At 49.1% G+C, this 16,364-nt stretch carries 19 protein-coding genes; 4 read left to right on the top strand and 15 right to left on the bottom strand.

Annotation, left to right across the window (positions count from 1 at the left end):
* Window positions 1-50 precede the first annotated feature (50 nt).
* On the top strand, window positions 51-578 hold the full coding sequence (locus tag Q365_RS0106035) for an NADPH-dependent FMN reductase (RefSeq protein WP_028022495.1): 528 nt from the start codon (window positions 51-53) through the stop codon (window positions 576-578).
* A 15-nt stretch (window positions 579-593) separates the two neighbouring features.
* Window positions 594-2,033, top strand: a complete 1,440-nt coding sequence (locus Q365_RS0106030; protein WP_028022494.1) for an MATE family efflux transporter — start codon at window positions 594-596, stop codon at window positions 2,031-2,033.
* A 13-nt stretch (window positions 2,034-2,046) separates the two neighbouring features.
* Here Q365_RS0106030 and ureG read toward each other — a convergent pair whose 3' ends face one another.
* The 13 genes from ureG to urtA all read right to left on the bottom strand — a co-directional run bounded on the left by ureG (window position 2,047) and on the right by urtA (window position 13,358).
* Complete coding sequence (ureG, locus tag Q365_RS0106025) at window positions 2,047-2,667, bottom strand: urease accessory protein UreG (RefSeq protein WP_028022493.1); 621 nt, start codon at window positions 2,665-2,667, stop codon at window positions 2,047-2,049.
* A gap of 33 nt (window positions 2,668-2,700) precedes the next feature.
* Window positions 2,701-3,369 (bottom strand): urease accessory protein UreF, encoded by a 669-nt coding sequence (locus Q365_RS0106020; protein WP_028022492.1) that lies wholly within the window; start codon window positions 3,367-3,369, stop codon window positions 2,701-2,703.
* Window positions 3,335-3,565: a hypothetical protein gene (locus Q365_RS0106015; protein WP_028022491.1), complete on the bottom strand. Its 231-nt coding sequence runs from the start codon at window positions 3,563-3,565 to the stop codon at window positions 3,335-3,337. The genes Q365_RS0106020 and Q365_RS0106015 overlap by 35 nt, the downstream gene beginning before the upstream one ends.
* Window positions 3,566-3,612: 47 nt before the next feature.
* Window positions 3,613-4,068, bottom strand: a complete 456-nt coding sequence (gene ureE, locus Q365_RS0106010) for an urease accessory protein UreE (protein WP_028022490.1) — start codon at window positions 4,066-4,068, stop codon at window positions 3,613-3,615.
* Between the two features lie 52 nt (window positions 4,069-4,120).
* Window positions 4,121-5,824 carry an urease subunit alpha gene (gene ureC, locus Q365_RS0106005; protein WP_028022489.1) on the bottom strand — a complete coding sequence of 568 codons (1,704 nt, stop codon included), beginning with the start codon at window positions 5,822-5,824 and terminating at the stop codon, window positions 4,121-4,123.
* A 1-nt stretch (window position 5,825) separates the two neighbouring features.
* Window positions 5,826-6,200, bottom strand: coding sequence for an urease subunit beta (locus tag Q365_RS0106000; RefSeq protein ID WP_035024572.1), 375 nt, complete (start codon window positions 6,198-6,200; stop codon window positions 5,826-5,828).
* A gap of 10 nt (window positions 6,201-6,210) precedes the next feature.
* Entirely contained in the window at window positions 6,211-6,513 is a 303-nt protein-coding gene (gene ureA, locus Q365_RS0105995; protein ID WP_028022487.1) for an urease subunit gamma, read from the bottom strand.
* Window positions 6,514-6,566: 53 nt separating this feature from the next.
* On the bottom strand, window positions 6,567-7,469 hold the full coding sequence (locus Q365_RS0105990; RefSeq protein ID WP_035024570.1) for an urease accessory protein UreD: 903 nt from the start codon (window positions 7,467-7,469) through the stop codon (window positions 6,567-6,569).
* Window positions 7,470-7,479: 10 nt separating this feature from the next.
* The gene (gene urtE / locus Q365_RS0105985) at window positions 7,480-8,175 is read right to left on the bottom strand and encodes an urea ABC transporter ATP-binding subunit UrtE (protein WP_028022485.1); all 696 of its coding nucleotides are present in this window, start codon (window positions 8,173-8,175) and stop codon (window positions 7,480-7,482) included.
* A 48-nt stretch (window positions 8,176-8,223) separates the two neighbouring features.
* On the bottom strand, window positions 8,224-9,066 hold the full coding sequence (gene urtD, locus Q365_RS0105980; protein ID WP_245621514.1) for an urea ABC transporter ATP-binding protein UrtD: 843 nt from the start codon (window positions 9,064-9,066) through the stop codon (window positions 8,224-8,226).
* Window positions 9,067-9,113: 47 nt separating this feature from the next.
* Complete coding sequence (gene urtC / locus Q365_RS0105975; protein WP_051563771.1) at window positions 9,114-10,154, bottom strand: urea ABC transporter permease subunit UrtC; 1,041 nt, start codon at window positions 10,152-10,154, stop codon at window positions 9,114-9,116.
* 105 nt (window positions 10,155-10,259) lie between these two features.
* Window positions 10,260-11,933 carry an urea ABC transporter permease subunit UrtB gene (urtB, locus tag Q365_RS0105970; protein WP_028022482.1) on the bottom strand — a complete coding sequence of 558 codons (1,674 nt, stop codon included), beginning with the start codon at window positions 11,931-11,933 and terminating at the stop codon, window positions 10,260-10,262.
* Between the two features lie 135 nt (window positions 11,934-12,068).
* On the bottom strand, window positions 12,069-13,358 hold the full coding sequence (gene urtA, locus Q365_RS0105965) for an urea ABC transporter substrate-binding protein (RefSeq protein ID WP_028022481.1): 1,290 nt from the start codon (window positions 13,356-13,358) through the stop codon (window positions 12,069-12,071).
* Window positions 13,359-13,659: 301 nt separating this feature from the next.
* Here urtA and Q365_RS0105960 point away from each other — a divergent pair, with 301 nt between their 5' ends.
* Window positions 13,660-14,103, top strand: coding sequence for a DUF4174 domain-containing protein (locus Q365_RS0105960; RefSeq protein ID WP_028022480.1), 444 nt, complete (start codon window positions 13,660-13,662; stop codon window positions 14,101-14,103).
* Between the two features lie 163 nt (window positions 14,104-14,266).
* Window positions 14,267-14,557: a hypothetical protein gene (locus Q365_RS0105955; protein WP_028022479.1), complete on the top strand. Its 291-nt coding sequence runs from the start codon at window positions 14,267-14,269 to the stop codon at window positions 14,555-14,557.
* A gap of 142 nt (window positions 14,558-14,699) precedes the next feature.
* Here the strand turns inward: Q365_RS0105955 and Q365_RS0105945 are convergent, their stop codons facing one another.
* Window positions 14,700-15,860, bottom strand: a complete 1,161-nt coding sequence (locus Q365_RS0105945; RefSeq protein WP_028022478.1) for a winged helix-turn-helix domain-containing protein — start codon at window positions 15,858-15,860, stop codon at window positions 14,700-14,702.
* A 159-nt stretch (window positions 15,861-16,019) separates the two neighbouring features.
* Entirely contained in the window at window positions 16,020-16,361 is a 342-nt protein-coding gene (locus Q365_RS0105940) for a 4a-hydroxytetrahydrobiopterin dehydratase (RefSeq protein WP_028022477.1), read from the bottom strand.
* Between the last annotated feature and the right edge of the window lie 3 nt (window positions 16,362-16,364).

Genomic DNA, 16,364 nt, shown 5'->3' with positions numbered 1-16,364 from the left:
GACCTGACGCCACTCGGCGAAAACAACACGAATTCTTAGAGGAAAACACAATGAAAGTATTAGCATTTGGCGCAACCAGCAGCTCTCAGTCAATCAACAAACAACTGGCAGTTTATGCAGCAAACCTTATTGAAGGCGCAGAAGTAGAAACGATTGATCTTAATGATTTCGAAATGCCAATCTACAGCTCAGACCGCGAGGCGGTATTGGGTCAGCCAGAGCAAGCAAAAGCATTTTTTGCAAAAATTGGCGAAGCTGATGCTGTCATCATCTCTTTTGCAGAGCACAACGGTTCTTACACCGCGGCCTACAAGAACGTGTTCGACTGGACGTCACGCATCGACATGAAAGTGTTCCAAGGCAAGCCAGTAGTATTTCTTGCCACATCACCAGGCCCAGGCGGTGCAAGTTCTGTGCTTCAAGGTGCTGTCGGTTCTGCCCCTTACTTTGCAGCAGACGTAAAAGGCTCACTTTCTGTGCCAAGTTTCTTCGATAACTTCGACATGGAAACGCAAAAAATGCGCAACGACGAACTAAAAGCCCAGCTTCAAGAAGCGGTAAATGCACTAACAAAATAATACGGGAACGAATGCATGGATAGCGCATCGTCACCACTGCTTACACAGCCTATTCGCAGAGCGCTGCTCACCATGGCAGCGCCTACTGCGGTAGGTATGCTACTCACGTTTCTTTTTCAGCTCGTCGATACCTACTTCATCGGACAACTGGGTGTTAACGAACTCACCGCCATCAGCTTTTCCTATCCCATTTACATTCTCATTATCGGCCTTTTCATGGGGCTCTCTACGGGGGTTTCTGCAGCTGTCGGCAAACTGCTTGGCGAAGGCAATACGCCACGCGCCGCCTCTCTCATTGCCATAGCCATCATCTCAGTGAGCGTGGTTGCCATCCTCGTTGGCGTATTGGGTACAACGTTTTTGCATTCCTCGTTTTCACTGCTGGGCACACCAGCAGGTTTATCCCATCTTGTTTCTGAGTACATGCTGCCGCTATATACAGGGCTCGCATTGTTAGCGGCTGTGTTGGTAGGCAATGCAGCACTCATGGCAAAAGGCGTGATGATTAAGCCCATGCTTGTCATGGGGATCGGCGGATTAATTAACTTAGTGCTGGATTATGTGCTGATTTTCGGTCTGGGTGATATACCCGCAATGGGGCTTTCTGGTGCGGCATGGGCAACGGTGATTTCTTGGTTCATCATGCTCATCTTAATGATATTGCTATTGATTCGAGAGGAACTGATCGCGTTACCACGTAACGTAAAATCGATAGATATTAAGAATGTGCTTTCACTTTCCATTCCCGCGGTTGCAGCACAAATCCTGACACCCATTTCAGTTGCTATCATCACCCGCATTGTATCGGGCTTTGGTGATAATGCCGTCGCTGCTTACGGTATTGTCGCGCGTATTGAATCACTCGCCTTAACGGGAATATTGGCATTAAGTGTAATTATTACGCCACTGGTTGCGCAGAATTATGGTGCCGCGTTTGGGGAGAATAAGTCAGAGTCACGCATATCGCCGTTAAGGTTGGACAACATCGTCGCCTTGTCCGGTCGAATGACCGTGTATTGGGGGATGGTTGTCTATGTGGCCTTGTTGCTGCTCGGAAAGCCCATTATTGGCTTGTTCACGGACAACGCAGACATTATCCAGATTGGGTATCTGTATATCGCCATCGTCGGGCTCTCTTTTCCTGCCTTTGGCTTGGTCTTGATTACCTCGTCTTTCTTCAATGGCGTGCAAAAGCCCATCATTTCGTTGAAGTTGACGCTCGTAAAAGCCTTGCTGTTCTCGGTACCCTTTGCACTTATCGGGGCTTTGTTTAGCGCCCCCTACATATGGATAGGCCTTGCGATCGCGAATATCTCTGGTGCGATTTATGCGAAAGCCCTGCTCGATAAATGGCTTACCGAGCATCAATCGAGTTTGACTGAAGATGAGGCTTCAATTGTCGGTGACTATCTCAACGACATGAAAGCCATCATCAAAATGGTTTTGCCAAACTAGAAAACGCGGGCAATTAGCCCGTTTTCTTTAACATTCCCGCCGTTTCGATAAAATCGATAATGTCACTCAACCCCTGCTTCTCTTTGAGATTAGTGAACACGTAGGGTTTGTCTTTGCGCATCCGTTTGGTGTCGGCTTCCATCACGTTAAGATCTGCGCCGACATAAGGCGCTAAATCGATTTTGTTGATCACAAGCAGATCTGAGCGAGTGATCCCAGGGCCGCCTTTGCGAGGAATCTTTTCACCTTCTGCCACATCGATAACGTAGATCGTTAAATCTGCCAATTCTGGGCTAAACGTCGCACTCAGGTTGTCACCGCCACTTTCCACGAACACCACATCGAGATCTTTGTGAAAACGGGCTAAACCATCCACGGCTTCAAGGTTCATCGACGCATCTTCTCGAATAGCAGTATGCGGGCACCCACCCGTCTCCACACCCACAATACGGTTTGCATCCAATGCCTGTGCTTCGGTCAAAATGCGCTGATCTTCACGGGTATAAATATCATTAGTGACCACAGCAATGCTGTATGTGGTTCGAATGGCCTTACACAATACTTCAAGTAATGCAGTCTTTCCTGACCCAACAGGGCCCCCCACACCAACACGTAAAGGTTGTTTGTAGCTCATAGCTGTTCTCCTTGTCGTCCTCAACCATAGGGGTTAAGACCTAAATAGTCGTGAATATTGTGTCTCATGAAGGCTCGATGCTATCGCTTGCGCCGGAGCAAACCCGCCCACCTGCTCGTCCATCACGTCGTATGAAGCCGATACCACATCATCCAAGACAGGAGTGAGTGCCATTAGCACCTGCTGTCCTGCCGTCTGACCTAATGGGATCAACTTTACGCCCGCCATGACCGTGTTTTCTAGCCAGCTCCAGATGTAACCTTCACACAGCGTTTCTTCGTCAATTCCCCAACGAACACCCGCCAATGCAAACCCCGCAATTTGGCTTTGTTGCGCAATGCCTGCCCAAACGTCACCGTCTTCCACCACTTTCAGTTGCTTGAGCAAGGTCAACATGGTTCTGCCGCGCTGGATTTCTTCTTTTCGAAACTCGGCAGTTTCGCGGCTGGCATACAGCCATTGGCACCAATACTCCGCGGCTTCAACATCCTTGGCTTCAAACGCTCGATACAAACGCCGTAACACTGGCAATTCGAGGTATTGCATGGAATCAAACGCCAAGCTGTTTAGCCAATCCGTCAAATCAGATTGACTCCCTACCCAACCGCATTCAATCGCCCACTCAAGCCCTTGGGAGTAACTGAACGCGCCAACGGGTAGCGACGGACTAATGAGTTGAAACAGGCGATACTTTGCAGTCATCCGCTGAAGTCTCTTGTTCGCCATCTTTCCCCACGCAAGTCTTCGTGGAGTTCACGCCACCCGCATGATCATGCGTGACTGTATTGACCACGGCATCACCACTGGCAGATTCTTTATGGGGATGCGCTGTCACTGGCATTGCCACTGATGCCATCAGTGCTGCGAAGACGATGGCTGATAGGGTTTTCTTTTCCATGCTCTTACTCCTGTGTTTCTTTGTTATTCATTTTGTTGGCTATGTATTTAATGATGGTGGTGATGACCTGAAGATTGACCGCCATAAGCCCCTGCCTCGGGTTCAAACGGTGCCATTTCGACAATCACGTTTCCGCCAAGTAACCCCACCATGTCATCCAGTACATGATCGTGCTGATAACGCACCCATCCATCGCCAACCTGCAGCGGTACATGGCGGTTACCAAGGTGATAACTCAATCTTGCCAGCAAATGAGAGGTGTCGGCATGCGCAGTCGATACCTTCTCTTCCGCTGCTACAACGCGCACTCGTGTGCCATCAGTAGAAATCAGCACATCGCCGCCACGAAGGGTTAAACCTCTAGGCAAAAACAGCCCTGCATCACTGCCGTCATCAAGGGTGATTTTGATTCGGCTTTTTATTCGAGCCTCAATACTTAAGTGCACGGTAGGCAGGTTTTCTGAACCTTCCGGTGCATTACTGACTTGTGTAAATTCGATCATCCAAGATCCTCGCGAAAAGAGACTTAAAACCTAAAGCGTTAAAACAGAAGCGTTAAAACAGAAAATATCGCTGCGCCATCGGCAACACATCTGCGGGCTGACATACCAATAGCTGCCCATCCGCTCTCACTTCATAGGTCTGCGAATCAACCTCAATGTTTGGCTGCCAGTCATTCAATTTCATGTCGCTTTTACGAATATTTCTGCAGTTCTTGACCGCGCTGACACCACTCTTCAAACCCAACATTGCCGGAACACCGCTATCGACAGATGCTTGAGACATAAACAGCAGAGAGCTTTGCTCAGGCCCAGCGCCATAAGCACCAAACATAGGACGATAGTGAACAGGCTGTGGAGTAGGAATGGAACCGTTGGGGTCTCCCATCGGCGCGGTGACAATCAAACCGCCTTTGATGACCAATGAAGGCTTCACGCCAAAGAAAGCGGGTTTCCAAAGCACCAAGTCGGCCAATTTACCTTCTTCGATCGAGCCCACTTCGTGGGAGATACCGTGAGTAATGGCTGGATTGATGGTGTATTTGGCGATATAGCGCTTGATGCGGAAATTATCACTGTGGCTCGGGTCACCTTCTAACGCGCCAAACTGCACCTTCATTTTGTGTGCGGTTTGCCACGTACGCATGATCACTTCGCCTATCCGACCCATCGCTTGTGAATCTGACGAAATCATAGAAAACGCACCCATGTCATGCAGCATGTCTTCTGCCGCAATGGTTTCACGGCGAATACGCGATTCCGCAAAGGCGATGTCTTCAGCAATCGACGGCGATAAGTGGTGACACACCATCAGCATGTCTAAGTGCTCATCCACCGTATTCACCGTATAAGGGCGTGTTGGATTGGTGGAAGAAGGCAGAACATTCGGCAAGCCTGCCGCTTTAATGATGTCTGGCGCATGACCGCCGCCCGCACCTTCCGTATGGTAGGTGTGGATGACACGATCCCCGATTGCGCCTAGCGTTGCTTCCACAAAACCACATTCGTTTAGCGTGTCGGTATGAATCGCCACTTGTACATCAGTGACATCGGCGACACTCAAGCAGTTATCAATAGCTGCCGGTGTAGAGCCCCAATCTTCGTGTAGCTTTAGGCCGCACGCACCCGCTGTGACTTGCTCGTCCAACGCGTCAGGCAAGCTCGCATTACCTTTACCCAACAGACCAAAGTTCATGGGAAACGCATCAAGAGATTCCAGCATACGATGAATGTTCCAAGGCCCGGGCGTACACGTGGTGGCATTGGTTCCTGTTGCTGGCCCAGTGCCGCCACCAATCATGGTCGTGACACCGGATGTTAGCGCTTCGTCGATTTGCTGAGGGCAGATAAAGTGAATGTGGGAATCAATGCCGCCCGCCGTGACGATTTGGCCTTCGCCAGCAATTACCTCGGTTCCCGGGCCAATGATGATGTCGACATTGTCTTGCACGTCGGGATTCCCCGCTTTGCCGATACCAGCGATCCTTCCGCCTTTTATCGCCAAGTCGGCTTTCACAATGCCCCAGTAATCCAGTACGACCACATTGGTGATGACTAAGTCTGGCGTTTCAAAGCTCGGGCGTTGGCTTTGACCCATGCCGTCACGGATTGTTTTGCCGCCGCCAAACTTCACTTCATCGCCATACTCGGTGTAATCTTTTTCCACTTCGAGCCAGAGATCGGTATCCGCCAGCCGAACACAATCACCTGTGGTTGGGCCAAACATCTCGGCGTAGGCTTTGCGCGAAATACGTGCCATATCAATCGTCCTTATCTGCGGTTCCGGTGCCATCTAATGGCCCCATCACTTTGCCTTGGAAACCATAAACATGCCGAGAACCCGCGTAGGCCACCAATTCGACGGTTCGGCTTTGACCCGGCTCAAAGCGCACTGCCGTGCCAGAAGGAATGTTTAACCGAAAACCACACGCAGCAACTCTGTCGAACACCAAGGCATCATTCACTTCGAAGAAATGATAGTGCGACCCGACCTGCACTGGACGATCGCCGGTATTCGCGACATCAATTGAAACCCGTGCTTTGCCCACGTTGATTTCGATGTCGCCTTCTTTCGTTCGCATTTCTCCCGGCACCATGGCGGAACCTGAAGACGTTGAGACAGTTGTCTGAGACATATCGCTTTCCTCACACAATGGGATCGTGAACGGTCACCAATTTGGTGCCATCAGGAAAAGTGGCTTCGACTTGCACATCGTGAATCATGCTCGGGACGCCTTCCATGACGTCATCAACGGTCAAAATCGTACGGCCAAAGTCCATCAATTCAGCCACCGTTTTTCCGTCCCGCGCGCCTTCCATAATCGCAGCGCTGATCAAAGCAACAGACTCAGGGTAATTGAGCTTCAAGCCACGATCTTTTCGCCGCTCTGCCACTAATGCTGCCGTGAACAACAGCAGCTTGTCCTTCTCTCTGGGTGTCAACTCCATGGTATTCACTCCTCACTGTGTCGCACGCTTACATTGCGCGACGTTTTCGTGTTTTATGTCCGCCAAATGCGCGGAATATCCGGTATTTCTCCAGTCCAGTGCTGGCGAATTTGTTGCCAGCACAAGGCCATTACGTTGAATAACGCGTCGGTTTTTAACGCCAAACCGCGCACGACAAGCAAGCCATCGATAACGGTAATGCCGAGCTCAATGCCCGTTAGATTGCTCATGTCCGAGCGTGTATATCCTTGTTCCTGTTGCTCGCTCCACCATTGCTTGATGATCTCTACCAAGGCGTCCGCATCGCCATACGCGATCAAGGTGCCGCATACCGAATAGCCTCGAAGTCCCGCAGCCGAAAAACGTGTTTGTTCAGGGTTCACGCGAAAACGCTCGCACAGAATCAAGCGCTCATCGACAAACACCGAAGTAAGGCCGTCGATTTCGCCATTCTCGAACAAGGTTTCCGTTGCAGGCTGCCCGAGGGTCCAAACATCCCAGCCAATAAATTGAGAATGTGGCTTCAATGAAATGGTAGTGCGAGTGCGCAAACGCGCATTGGGAAAGGCAATGTTTTCTAACGGTAGCCATTCAAGTCTTGCGCTATCAGCCACCGTAAGCGTTTGGGTAAGATGCCCAACACGACCATCTGAACGATAAAATCGCGTTGCGCCAGGGGTAGTAATCAGTGCCTGCGAACCTTCAGCAAGATCCACGTGCACATCCAGTGAATCACCGCCTACAACACCGCCGGGCGGGTGTAAAAGATGGGTGTGGCACACGCCGCCTTCAGGGTAAAGTGAACGTTGAACTGCCAGCGGGCCTTTATGTGTGCGATGTTTAAGCACGGTTTTATCACCACGCGCCACAAAGCCGAGCTTAAGCTCAGCTTCCCAGCATCGGGATGGCATGTCATTCGCGGTGTGGATCGACCAATCAATCACAGTTTGCGCCATGCGCTCTCCTTTACACCGTTAAATACTGCCGGATAAGGTCATCAGACAGATCACCCATGTCACCACTCGCCACGTCACGCCCGCGATCTAACAAGCAAAATCTATCCCCGACTTTTCGCGCAAACGGCAGCTTTTGTTCAACCAAAATCACCGTGAGCCCCATTTCTTGATTGAGCTTGTAGATAATGTCGCCGATCTCTTGAACAATATTAGGCTGAATACCTTCTGTCGGTTCGTCCAACAACAAGAGTTTAGGATCAATCACCAATGCACGAGCAATCGCTAACTGTTGTTGCTGACCGCCTGACAAGTCGCCGCCAAATCGCTTTTTCATTTCCGCTAGCACGGGAAACAATTCATAAATAAACGCCGGAATTTTCCGGTCATTCTTAGGCCGAATCGGCAACCCAATTTCCAAGTTTTCTTCCACGGTCAATCGCGGGAAGATCTGCCGCCCTTGAGGCACATACCCCACACCTAAGCGCGGACGCATTTCTGCGCGATGTTTAACGAGATCCTCTTCTTCCAGTATCATCTCGCCGCTATCAACCGCCAGTAATCCCATGATGCTTTCAAGCAACGTCGTTTTACCGACGCCGTTTCTTCCCATCACCACGGTGCACTTCCCTTTGGGGGCATTCAGCGTCAAATCCCAAAGCGTTTGGCTTTCCCCGTATCGCTGATTTAATCCATTTACACTCAGCATGACGTTTCCTGTTTGATTGCCATTTGCGCTCGCTGCGCGTTCAATGCTCTATTGCCCCAAGTAGACTTCGCGAACCCGAGGATCATCTTGGATATCTTTCATTTTGCCTTCTGCCAATACATGTCCTTGATGCAACACAGTCACCGTTGAGGCGATGCTGCGAACAAAATCCATGTCATGTTCCACCACCATGATCGAATGCTCTCCAGCCAGTGACAGTAAAAGCTCAGAGGTTCTGTCCATCTCTTGGTGAGTCATCCCAGCGACAGGCTCATCCACCAGCAGCAGTCGCGGTTTTTGCATCAACAACATGCCAATTTCTAGCCATTGTTTTTGACCATGTGACAGCTTTCCAGCCTGCATTTTGTAGTGTGTTTCTAAGCCTATAAGCTCCAACACTCGCATGATGTCGCATTTTTGGTCACTCGACAGAACTGCTCGAAACAGATACCAAGTGCCTTTATTCCCGGCCATTGCTAGCTCTAAGTTCTCCCAAACCGACAAGGCTTCAAACACGGTCGGCTTTTGGAATTTTCGTCCGATCCCTGCGTTAGCGATCTGGGCTTCATCCATATTGAGCAGATTGAGCTGTTGGCCTAACCAAACATCACCCTTATCGGGCCGAGTCTTCCCCGTGATGATGTCCATCATGGTGGTTTTACCCGCACCATTTGGGCCGATAATGCAGCGAAGTTCGCCTTCCTTGATGTAGAGGTTTAAGTCGTTAATCGCTTTAAACCCATCAAACGAGACAGACACACCTTCGACATAAAGCAACATGCCATTTTTGACATCGACCTTTGGGTTGAATGGAGGTTTCAAAAAGCTGAATACTTGGTCACGGCGTGTAAGATCTGAAATAAACTCGCCGCTCCCCGTTCGTTCTGGCATATGCTCTGCTTGGTAACGAACACCTTCGCTCCACAGTGTTTTCGACATCATGAATTCGTCTCCTGTTTACGCAAGAATCCGCTCACACCCTTCGGCAGATACAAGGTAGCAAGCACAAACAATGCACCCAACGCGAATAACCACACTTCGGGAAATTCCACGGTGAACCAGCTCTTGGCATAGTTAACAAGGAGTGCGCCAATAATCGCGCCATATAGCGTGGCCCTGCCGCCGAGTGCGACCCAGACCACCACTTCAATGGAATTCAACGGAGCAAACTCACCCGGGTTAATAATGCCGACCTGTGGGACATACAATGCCCCAGCCACGCCTGCAATAGCGGCAGATAACACGAATAACCACAGCTTGCTTTTCTCCACCGCGTATCCCACGAAACGTGTCCGTGATTCAGCGTCTCGAATCGCGATAGTGAGCGCCCCTAATCGGCTGACAACAATCGCGCGACTCAGCATGTAAGCGAGCATCAGCGCAATCACTGTGGCAACGAAAAGGGAAACGCGCGTGAAGTCGCTTTGAAGGCTAAAGCCGAGAATATCTTTGAAATCGGTCAGGCCGTTGTTTCCGCCAAACCCCATTTCATTGCGAAAGAATGCAAGCATCAGTGCAAAGGTCATGGCTTGGGTCATGATCGACAAATAAACGCCCGACACGCGTGAACGAAATGCCAACCACCCAAACACAAACGCCAACGCACCGGGTATCACCACGGCCATGATGCAGGCGAACCAAAACTGGTCGAAGCCCATCCAGAACCAAGGTAATTCCTGCCAATTGAGAAAGACCATGAAGTCCGGCAATTCAGGGTTGCCATACACACCGCGGTCGCCAATCTGACGCATCAGATACATGCCCATGGCGTAACCACCCAATCCAAAAAAAGCGGCATGACCCAAACTCAGTATGCCAAGGTAGCCCCACACCAGATCGACCGCCAACGCGAGAATGGCGAAACTGAGGTATTTGCCTAGCAGTGAAACGGTGTAAGTTTCCAAGTGGAATGGGCTGCTCTCTGGTACCCACAAATTCATTATGGGCACCAGAATCACGGCCAGCCCAAGGATCACCATTAAGATGATGCTGGGTTTATCAAACAGTGGTTTGTATATCCCTAACTGCGGTAACGCCTGAGGGTCCGTTTGTTGATTGTCCGACAGTTGCTTTTCCATGATGGGTTAATCCTCCGCCATACGGCCGCGCTGAGGAAAGAGTCCTTTCGGGCGTTTTTGAATAAACAAGATGATGAAGACAAGAACCAGAATTTTGGCCAACACAGCACCAGCCCATGGTTCCAAAATTTTGTTGAATACGCCTAGGCTTAACCCCGCCGCCAACGTTCCCCAAAGGTTTCCAACGCCGCCAAACACCACCACCATGAAAGAATCTATGATGTAGGCTTGCCCCATGTTAGGCCCAACATTGGTTAACTGAGACAAGGCAACACCCGCAACGCCAGCGATACCAGACCCTAAACCGAAGGTCGCCATGTCCACCCATTCAGAGCGCACACCCATGGCTCTCGCCATCGGACGGTTTTGTGAAACCGCGCGAACTTGCAGGCCCAGCGACGTTCGTTTAAGAATGAACAGCAACGCGAAGAACACCATTAAGCAGAAGATAATGATGTACATGCGACTGGTGGTGAGCTGCAGCATTGGGGTGACTTCAATCATGCCACTCATGAATTCTGGTGTGCTGACAGAACGGTTTAGCGGAGAAAAAATTGAGCGCACAGCCTGCTGGAGAATGAGGCTAATACCAAAGGTTGCTAACAGTGTTTCGAGGGGGCGTCCGTAAAGGTGACGAATAACAGAGCGTTCGATCGCCACGCCAACCAATCCAGCGACCAGAAATGCTGCTGGGATAGAAAGTAACAAGGCGATGCCCGTATATTCCGGTAACAACAACTGCATGACATAGGTGGTATAGGCACCGATCATGATCAGTTCACCATGGGCCATGTTAATCACACCCATCACACCAAAGGTAATCGCAAGGCCGATACCCGCCAATACTAATACCGACCCCAAACTCAGTCCAAAGTAGAGGGTTTGGGCAATGTCTACGACGCGCTGCGTTTCTTCATAGCTGGCAATCGCACCATCAAAGGCACGCTGGACAGCCTCTGGAGTGGCATCCGTTGTCTGAGCTTTTGCTGCCTTTAGCGCTTCATAAGCTTCGGCTAATCCCGATGTTTCAAGTTGATCGATCGCGGATAACCGGGCATCCACCGAGTCCTTATCGTCAAGCTGAGTGATGGACACCGCAGCAGTTAGGTAGCCTTTAGTGACAGTGTCACCTTCCGTAACGAGCAGTTCAGATATAACAGGGACGAGATCATTATCCACTTGCCCAAGCAAGCGTTTTGCCCCCGCTCGCCTAGCGTCAACGTCATCACCGGTCAACGCCAGTGTCGCCAACGCCGTTTTAATTTTTGTGCGCATTCTGTTGTTTAGCGACACCGTTCTATATTGTCGTTTTTTCTCAACGGTCACCGTTTCTCCAGTGCCGAGATTCATTAACGTACTGCCCTTTTTTAAGGGAGGGTTCTCTAGAAACCAAATGGCTTTGTCTTTCTTGTCATATACCACTTGTTTATTCACTAACCCATTCAACAGTTGTGTCGTGGCGGGCAAGTCAGAGGCAACAAGCAATGACACCGCGGCTTCTTTGTCTGTAAAAGATTTGCTCGTCAGCAAGGCTTCAATATCAGTCAATGACGAGCCTGACGAGTGAGATTCTGACGTAGAGGGACTGGCTGCCGAAGCACCAAAAGAAGTGATAAAAACAACAAAAAGAGCCGTCAAAAACCGACAGACGTTATTCCATCGTCTTGTCTGTTTACACATAAACGCGTTCCTTTGAAAAAGTCCTGCCAGTACGGAAAAAATGTGGAAACAAAACCGCAAGGCAGGCAAATAAAAAGCGTAAAACGTTGGCGAGCAATGTCCGTATCCACCCGCCAACATTATTTTTCTAATTGATTATTCGGCCACGCCAGCGCATTGACCGGTTTCTACGTTAAAGCTGCCGCAAGACATAGGTTTCAACCAGCTCGCGAATAAGTCTTTTGAACCCGTAAGGAAATCTGACCAAGCATCCCCTGCTACCACATCCGGTGTTTCCCAAACCGTAACGAACTGACCATCGTCTTGGATTTCACCAATAAGAACCGGTTTTGTGATGTGGTGGTTTGGCATCATGGTGGCGTAGCCGCCCGTGAGGTTAGGTACCGTCACACCAATGATGGATTCTTGAACCGCTTCAGAATCTGTCGTTCCCGCTTTTTCAACGGCCTTAGCCCACATGTTGAAGCCTAAGTAGGTGGCTTCCATCGGGTCGTTAGTTACACGCTCATCGTCTTTGATGTAGGCATGCCATTTTTCGACAAATTCATCATTCTGGTCCGTTTCCACACTCATGAAGTAGTTCCATGCAGCAAGGTGTCCGACCAAAGACGACGTATCCATACCTGAGAGTTCTTCTTCACCCACTGAGAACGCGACAACAGGAATGTCTTCTGCTTCTACGCCTTGTGCTGACAATTCTTTGTAGAAAGGCACGTTTGCATCACCATTGATGGTAGAGACCACCGCGGTTTTCTTGCCTTGAGAGCCAAACTTTTTGACGTCAGAAACGATCGACTGCCAATCGGAATGGCCAAACGGCGTGTAGTTGATCATGATGTCTTCTTTCGCGACACCTTGGTCAATCAAGTAAGCTTCGAGGATTTTGTTCGTAGTACGCGGATAAACATAATCTGTGCCTGCAAGCACCCAGCGTTTCACGCCCATTTCATCTTTCAGATAGTCAACCGCTGGAATCGCCTGTTGGTTTGGTGCAGCGCCGGTGTAGAAGACATTTTTAGACGATTCTTCGCCTTCATACTGAACGGGATAGAACAGTAAGCTGTTGAGCTCTTCAAACACAGGAAGCACAGATTTGCGAGATACAGATGTCCAGCAGCCAAATACCACGTCGACATCTTCTTTCTCAATTAACTCTCTGGCCTTCTCTGCAAACAATGGCCAATTTGATGCGGGGTCAACCACAACGGCTTCTAGCTTCTTACCCAGCAAGCCACCATTTTTGTTCTGCTCATCAATCATCATGAGCACTGTATCTTTCAATGTGGTTTCACTGATTGCCATCGTCCCTGACAACGAATGAAGTACACCCACTTTGATTGTGTCTTCCGCCGCCACAGCCTGTAACGACAGTCCACCCAGTGCAATCGCACTTACCCAATTTAATGCAACCTTATTTCCTTTCATTGCAACAGCTCCTTAATGAGTACCTGCGGAACAAGAGAGCAAAAGGCTTGCCAATCTAGGGGTATGCCTCGCAATTAATTGGTAACACCATGAAAAAAATAACTGTTTAACCGTTCAGCGTGCGCTTTTACGGAAAGCTCTCCGATCCATTTGCTTGATTATGGTGCAGACCATTCGATGCAGCGCACCGACAATGAACGTGCACAAATACAGTGCGGCGTACGTTAAAAGTGCGGATTGAAACTATTAAGACTAGGCTTTCGTATTGGTACTGAAATCCTTAATTGATAAGGGGGCCTGCATGCGTGCTCTGAATCGACTTAGCGTTTTATTGCTGCTGTTAGCGTCATCACCTAGCATCTCTTACCCTTTCTATGGACTCATCGAGCCACATCGAACACTGATTTTCTTTGCGCCAAGCTTCGACGATAAAGTACGCGCATTTGAACGCCTCATGCTTATTCATAGTTGCCAAATTGATGATCGCGACCTTCACCCTGTCATTCTCAACATGCAGGATCTGTCTGACTCACAAGGGCTCTTTTCTTCGCAAGAAATTCTCAAGCTCGGCCAAAAATATGCTGTGGACACCAATGAGCACATTGCAGTGTTAATTGGTAAAGATGGCACTGAGAAATTTCGCTGGCGGCAAACCGTAAATATCAACGAATTGGTTGAAGTGATTGATGGCATGCCTATGAGAAAGGCGGAAATGAAGCGCAGGGGAAATCGATGCAGCATTTAGCGTTTTCTACTATGACCCAAGCCCAAATTAATGAATAAACTCAAATGAATACAACCTAATGGTATTGAGATCTCTCAATGAATCGCTTAGTGTGATTTTACGCACTAGGTAGGGAAACTGTGCGTTATCTGACATTTCTCTAAGGCGATTTTGAGGAGACAAAATGCCCAAGTACCAGTTTTTTTGTAAGCCTGATTCCAACCGTAAGGAATTCACTTATGTCGACATGGGATCTGAGACGTTTTTAGCCGAAAAGGCTCAACTCATCGACCTCGGCTTTGAAGTAGAAGACGACGTGATTTACGCCGAATCATCGGAGGAAGCCATTGAGAAGTTTAAATCCAACTTCTGTGCCCCATTAGAAGACTATGCCAATTCAACGTCAGCAGGTGGCGCAGCGACGTTCGTATTTGAGTTGTATAAATCAGCATTTGGTAAGAAGAAACAGTCCTAGCTTATGCTGTTAAATTGTATTGTGGCGTAAAGCAGCACTGCGCAGCTAGCAAAGCAGAACGCTGATCTCAAAGACACAAGTACCGCAATACACGAACACATGCGTGGCTGAAAGCGCAAGATTCAGTTCACGCATCTTCCCACTATTCCTTACCTCTGTGTGAAATCTTCTTAATCGAGTGACTATCACAGCCATTGAAGGCCGCAAAAAACTGAAGTTCATCTTCTAACGCCGACATAAACGCCTCACTTCGCTTCACCGATGGCTCCAAAGAGAGATGATTAACGATTAGCGTGGATGTCGCTTTGTCCGTCTTGCAGTCCGCTCGTGCCACCAACTCTGCATTCCAGAGAATGGGCAAAGAAAAGTACCCAAACCTACGTTTTGGCTCTGGCACATAACATTCGATGAGGTAGTCAAAATCAAAAAGTGCGCTTGCTCGCTTTCTTTGGATCACTAGGCTATCAAACGGGGAAAGGATTTTTGCTTGTTGTCGATTGAGCCGCCGATTGAGCAATGCTAATGAGGATGAAGCTGCAAAATATGGCACATCACCAATTCGAATGGGTTCAACCTTCCCTTCATCACACAATACATTCAGTGCGTTATTCACTAACGACTTCACCCCTTTCAACAAATACGTCATTTCTTGCACCGTCCCCACCCCGTGCGCATTGAGATAATTGAGCACCAAATAACGACCGTATTCTTCATCTGAAGGCCGTGTCTTGTTGATTTTCTCGGGAAGAACTCGTTCGGTGAGATCATACACTTTATGGAAATTCTCACGCTTCGGCACCATGAGCTCACCCTGCATATAGAGGTTTTCCAACGCTTGCTTCGCAGGTTTCGTCCCCCAACCTTGGTGCTTTCGACTTGGGGAGTCGAAATCTTTCGCCATCAATGGGCCTTCTTCTTCTATTCGCTTGAGAATGGCATCCATCATGGTGTGATCTTTCGAATACCAGTGTTTATGTTCACCAGATTTGATCGCCGCTTTACGCGGAAGTGTAAATCGAAAGTCTTTCATTGGAAGAAAGGACGCGGCGTGAGCCCAGTATTCGAACACCGTCTTGTCCGCCAATAATTGCGAAAGATGGCTTTCGCGATAAGTCGCGTTTCGGCTCCAAAGGACATGATGATGAGCTCGCTTAACGACGGAGATGGTGTCGATTTGCACGTAACCCAGACGCTCAATAACAGATAGCGTTGATTCGAGGTCAGTGAGGTTGGTTTTGTTGGCAGAGAAGCCTTGCGAAAGCAAGATGAGCTTTCTTGCTTCCGCTTTAGTGATTGATTGCATAGCACCTATCTGAAGGGGGAATTCATCTTACTACCCACCGTACAGGATGTTGGCACCGCAACTCTACTGTTCTTTAACAATACTAATCGTTAACAATACCGGTCACTAACAAAACTGTTCATTAACGATACTGGCGGTTTACCCGTCGGTTCGCCTTCGCTATTCCGATAGCAGTGCATCCGTTTTCGCTGCACAGATAAAGTCGTTTTTGTGCAATCCTTTGATTTTGTGCGTCCACCAAGTCACAGTACAGCGCCCCCATTCAAGCAAAATGGCTGGGTGATGGCCTTCTTCTTCAGCGAGTTCCGCAACAAGATTAGAAAACGCCCACGCTTGCTTAAACGTTCTGAATGTAAACACGCGTTGAAGTTGGTCAATCCCATCAACATTCATCACGTTCCACTCTGGAATGCTCGGCATCAAGGATGTCGCTTCCGTTTCAGTCACGGCGGGCGCATCTGCGCGGCATGCTTCACATTGTAATTCTGATAATTCGGCCATTAA

The sequence above is a fragment of the Enterovibrio calviensis DSM 14347 genome (assembly GCF_000621165.1).
GTDB classification, from domain to species: Bacteria; Pseudomonadota; Gammaproteobacteria; order Enterobacterales; family Vibrionaceae; genus Enterovibrio; species Enterovibrio calviensis.
The sequence above is the reverse complement of the archived record's forward strand: the minus strand, read 5'-3'. Positions and strand labels throughout refer to the sequence as shown.